The sequence below is a fragment of the Planktotalea sp. genome, from assembly GCF_039984035.1.
In the GTDB taxonomy this organism is placed as follows: Bacteria; Pseudomonadota; Alphaproteobacteria; order Rhodobacterales; family Rhodobacteraceae; genus Planktotalea.
On sequence record NZ_JBDWVM010000415.1, the window covers coordinates 1 to 4,988 of the forward strand.

The window sequence follows — 4,988 nt, forward strand, 5'->3', positions numbered from 1 at the left end:
AAGAAATTCCGCGTAAAGGCGGACCTGCGATTACCAAGTCGGATATTTTGGTGATCAACAAAACCGATCTCGCGCCTCATGTTGGGGCTTCTCTTGAGGTGATGGATCGCGACGCGAACAAGATGCGCGGCGCGCGCCCCTTTGTCTTTGCTTCGCTGCGAAAGCGCGAAGGCGTCGCGCAGATCGTATCATTGCTGGCCGACATCGGCGGTTTTGATTTAGGTGACGATAAGCAGATCTAATCGCTCTGGGTTGTACTTTGATAAAAGCCGGAGAGTTTGCTTAACATTTACCTGCCCCATGGTAATGTTTCTTTCGAATCTTATCATTGGACTGGCGGTCGCACGCATCAGGCCTTTCATCTAAGGAGCATTGATGCCTGTCTTTCTGCATGGCCTTTCCACGGCATTGCCATCCCATTGCCTGACACAAACGGAAGTTCGCGAACGTGCCGCGATCATATTCGGCGGCAAATATCCGCAGTTTGATCGTCTTTCCAAGAGCTTTGCGACCGCTGGGATTGATCGTCGTTATTCGGTCGTCCCAATCGATTGGTTTTCCGATGAACACGGCTGGGTGGATCGCAATGTCGCCTTTATCGAAGGTGCCAAAGCGATGTTTCTGGACGCTGCGCAAGCTGCTTTGAAAGATGCTGGCTGGGACAGTGCAGACGTTGATTGCGTCGTTACCGTATCCTCGACTGGCATCGCTACCCCGACGCTCGAAGCGCAGGTTTTCTCGGACATGGGGTTTCGCGATGACATCATGCGCGTGCCCTTGTTTGGACTGGGGTGCGCAGGCGGTGTCACCGGACTTTCCGTCGCGCGTTCGCTTGCAAACGGCCAAGCGGGCGCCAAGGTTTTGCTTGTCGTCATTGAAACGTGTTCGCTGTCTTTCCGCGCGGATCGTCTGCAAAAAGCGGACATCATTGCGACGGCCCTTTTCGGGGATGGATCTGCAGCCGCCTGTTTGTCATCGCAAAAGCCAGAGGGGCGCGATGCGATTTCCTTAGGGCAAGGCTTTCAAAAAATGTGGCCTGATACCTTAGAAATCATGGGCTGGGACGTGGACGAAGCTGGGTTTGGCGTGGTCTTTGATCGCTCGATTCCAAAGTTTGTAACCGATGAGTTCGCGACCGCTACGCAAAGCGCATTGACCGCGAGCGCGTTAAGCCATGAACAGATTGATCGATACGTCTGTCATCCCGGTGGTGCCAAGGTCGTCGAAGCGATTGAAGGTGCGATGCATCTTGAGCAAGGGAGCCTTGATGCAGAACGCGAAACGTTGCGCGAAGCCGGAAACATGTCTGCGCCAACTGTGCTGTTTGTTCTGAAAAAGGTGCTTGAGGCAGGTCACACGGGGCAGATGATGACTTGTGCGCTCGGGCCAGGGTTCACCGCATCTTACCTTCCGGTTCATGTCACAGCAAAGGCGGCGTAATGGAAACGGCAACACTCCTATTCTTGGGATTTATCGTCCTACAACGCCTGAGCGAGTTGTTCATTGCTAAGCGCAACACTGCCGCGCTTCTTGCGAAAGGTGCGTACGAAGTCGGCGCAGAACATTATCCGGTTATGGTCGGAATGCATTCGCTTTGGATCGCGTGCCTGTTGTTCCTTGGCTATGACGAAAGTGTCGCCTACGGCTGGCTCGCGATATTTGCCGTGCTACAGGTGTTCCGCGTTTGGATTTTGGGCACGCTGGGCGCGCGCTGGACAACGCGGGTGATCATCCTGCCAGAACCGCTGGTGGTCGCCGGACCGTTCAAATATGTCCGCCATCCAAACTATATGCTCGTCGTTGCAGAGATAATTGTCGCACCCATGGTCTTAGGGCTGACTTGGGTGGCGCTTGTCTTTACGGTGCTGAATGCGGCGATGCTCTATGTGCGCATCGGGGTCGAAGAAAAGGCGCTGTCGGCATTGCGCTAAGGGTGATCAATGGCACTGGGAATTGGATTTGGCGCAGAGCGAATAGGCCTTGCGGCGATCCGTTGGCCGAAGTTGGCCGCTCTGGCGCTATTGCTTGTTCTGGCGGCGATCGGCTTGAGCCTGCCAAAGCTTCAATTCGACGATGACATTCACAGGGTCTTTTTGACGGATAGTGCTGTTTCAAAAGCGCAGGTCGCGTATCGCGCAGCGCAAGACCCGCCCCAAAGTACAATTCTGGCATATGTCACTTCTGAACGCGCTTTTGGTGCGCGTGATCTTGCGCGATTGCGTGATCTGACCCTTGATCTTGAGTTTCTTGAGGGCGTGCTTGGTGTCGCTTCGCCCTTCGCGCTGCGATTTCCCCCTGATGAAGGGGCTGCGAATGGGCGCGCTGTGTTCGGTCCTGAGGTTACAAATACTTACGTCGATGATCTCGAGAGATTTCGTGCATTGGACACAGGGTTGCCGAGCTTTGTGAACTCGAAGCACACTGCACTGCTCATCGCGATCAGTGTGGGTATTGAGCAAACGAATGTCGCCGAACTGGCGAGCCAAATCCAAGATGAATTTGATGTGGCTTTGCCAACGGGCTTGCGTGTTCAGCTCACTGGCGAAGACCTGATCAGCCATGAAATCGTGACGGGATTGAAGGACGATCTCATTGCACTCAATCTCTGGGGCAGCCTTTTGGTTGGCTTCATTGCGCTCGTCTTGCTGCGCGATTTTCGCATGGTCGCGCTTTCGGTTGTGCCCGCGCTATGCGGCGCCGCATCTGTGTTGGCCTTGTCAGTCTGGCTCGGAACGCCGATCAACGTGTTGAGCAATGTTATTCCAATTTTACTGCTCATATTGGGGGTGGCGGACGGCGTGCATCTGGCTGGCCATTTAAAGAGCACAGGCGACACCCCTGCACAAACGGTGACGCGTATTGGTCCAGCATGTGCATTGACCGCGATCACGACAGCGCTGGCCTTCGGGAGCATTATGATCACGAAAAACGAGCAATTGTTCGAATTCGCATTGCTGGGCGCTTTGGGAACAATTTTGGCGTTTGTCATCGGAATTTTGACCTTCGCTTTGCTGGCGCAGATCATCGCGCCAAGGCAGGGACAAGCGGCGCTATTTGCAGGTGTCGCGGCGCATCGATTGACCACCTTCGGAGCCACGCGCGCCAGAGCGGTTTTGCTCGTGTGCTTGGTTTTGTTCGGGTTTTGCGCCTTTGGGTTTCAGCAGACCAAAGCCTGGTTTCCGCTCTATCAAAACCTGCCTACAGGCAGCGCAACAGTGCAGGTGAATGACGCGATTACCGAGGATTTTGGCGGCGTGTTTCAGATGATTATTGATGTGGTAGGTCCATGGGATGAACTGGTCGCGCTGACGGACGATCTGCGCGTGATCGCGGGGCCAGAGGCGGTGCTCTCAGAAGTGGCCGTTGCCCGTTGGCTTGGGGTGGATGGGCCACCCAGTTCTGATGATTTGAGCGCGGTTCCAAGCAACATTGTGCAGCAATTGCGCCCGTCAGAAACGGTGCGCCGCATATTTGTGTCCGTGCCAGAACCTATGCGTAATGAGGCGGCGCTTGCCCAGCTCGATCAGCTTTTTGAAAGCGCGGAGACGCATGGCGCGCAACGTATTTTTGGCCTGCCGACTGTCATGCGGCAAGAAGCGGTTGTTCTGATCTCTCAGCTTTCGCGCAGTTTGGTGTTAGCCTCGATCGGGGCAACTTTGATTGTGGCGCTTGCTTTTGGATCGCTGCGATTGTTCCCCTTGCTGCTTTTGCCCAACCTTTTGCCTTTGATGGTGACGGGGGCGTCCTTGCATATTTGGGCCGCAGGGCAGTTGTCGCCAACAGCCGTTCTGGCGTTAACCATCGCCTTTGGAATTGCGATTGATGATAGCGTGCATTTCCTGAACCGCTTCTTCGAGGCGCGCAAGGTCGGGGCAAGCAAAGAGCAGGCCGTGCGCGCCGCGTCTGGGTCTGCGGGGCATGTCATGGTGTTGACGACTGTTTTGCTGACGTTTGGCCTTGCCGTGACGCAGATCAGCGGGTTTTTCCCGATCCGTCTGTTCGGGGGCATGATGATCATTACGCTTTGGGCCGCGCTTGTGTTTGATTTGCTTTTGTTGCCTGCTTTGCTGGGAGGGAAGGAACGTGAAAATGCGTAGAGTTTTGATTGCATCCTTGCTGCTTTCGGGCGGCGCAGTCGTGGCGGAGCCTTTGGCGCATATGCAAGGCGCGTGGCGCGGATCAGGTTTCGCCCGCGAAACCCCGAGCGGCCCGAAAGAAGCTGTGCGGTGCCGGATCAACAATGCCTTTGCGGATGGTACATTGGTGGTGAAAGGGCAATGTGTGGTGCCCGGTCGCAAGATTGCCTTGTCTGGAGAAATGAAGGGGAAGAGCGGCTCCGATACTTTGACTGGCTTTTGGTTCAACCCTGATGGTTTGGGCAGTACACGTATTTCTGGGGTTCAAAGGGACGATCTAGTGGCCTTTACGTTCAGCGCGAAGGACCCGAAGACAGGTGAACTTGTGTCGCAGAATGTGGAATGGCGCGTTGAGGCAGAGAGCTTGCGGTTGCGTTCGACAGATCGGGCTGATCCGAGCGTTTTGATGTCGGATGTGTCCTTTACCCGCTAATGAAAATCGCGACTTGGGAAGAGCCGTTTGGCTTGATCCCTTGGATGCATGGCGCGGGATGGCTGATGGCGCGGGCGCGGCGCATCATCGGCCTCGGCGCGGGTAATGCCCACCTCCTCATCGAGCGGATGACCCAGATCGCGAAGTCGATGCGAGAGGTCTTCCACATGCTGCGCGATCACATGTACAACGATGCCTTCGCGTTGCAGAAAGCCCGTTATTCGTAGCAAACGACCACCCATGACTTCGCGGCGATATTTCTCATATAGCTTGGGCCAAACGACAACATTGCTGACCCCTGTTTCATCCTCAAGCGTCAGAAAAATAACGCCAGATGCAGTGCCAGGGCGTTGGCGGGTGATGACTAAACCGCAGACGCTGATCTTATGGAGCGGCGCATCGGGGAGCTTGTCGTGGGG

6 protein-coding genes are annotated in these 4,988 nt (G+C 55.3%); 5 read left to right on the forward strand and 1 reads right to left on the reverse strand.

Going from position 1 to position 4,988, the window contains the following annotated elements:
• From ABJQ89_RS18100 to ABJQ89_RS18120, 5 genes are all read left to right on the forward strand, one after another.
• Positions 1 to 242, forward strand: a 242-nt coding sequence (locus ABJQ89_RS18100; RefSeq protein WP_348497553.1) for a GTP-binding protein, incomplete at its 5' end; no start/stop codon positions are given.
• A gap of 133 nt (positions 243 to 375) precedes the next feature.
• Positions 376 to 1,440 (forward strand): type III polyketide synthase, encoded by a 1,065-nt coding sequence (locus tag ABJQ89_RS18105; protein WP_348497554.1) that lies wholly within the window; start codon positions 376 to 378, stop codon positions 1,438 to 1,440.
• Entirely contained in the window at positions 1,440 to 1,931 is a 492-nt protein-coding gene (locus ABJQ89_RS18110) for an isoprenylcysteine carboxylmethyltransferase family protein (protein ID WP_348497555.1), read from the forward strand. Before ABJQ89_RS18105 ends, ABJQ89_RS18110 begins: the two co-directional genes overlap by 1 nt.
• Before the next feature lie 9 nt (positions 1,932 to 1,940).
• Positions 1,941 to 4,097 (forward strand): RND transporter, encoded by a 2,157-nt coding sequence (locus ABJQ89_RS18115; protein WP_348497556.1) that lies wholly within the window; start codon positions 1,941 to 1,943, stop codon positions 4,095 to 4,097.
• Positions 4,090 to 4,569, forward strand: a complete 480-nt coding sequence (locus tag ABJQ89_RS18120; protein ID WP_348497557.1) for a hypothetical protein — start codon at positions 4,090 to 4,092, stop codon at positions 4,567 to 4,569. The genes ABJQ89_RS18115 and ABJQ89_RS18120 overlap by 8 nt, the downstream gene beginning before the upstream one ends.
• On the opposite strand, the gene ABJQ89_RS18125 is transcribed toward ABJQ89_RS18120, so the two are convergent.
• The coding region (locus ABJQ89_RS18125) for an OB-fold nucleic acid binding domain-containing protein (protein ID WP_348497558.1) at positions 4,566 to 4,988 on the reverse strand (423 nt) is incomplete at its 5' end. The two genes, ABJQ89_RS18120 and ABJQ89_RS18125, sit on opposite strands and share 4 nt — an antisense overlap.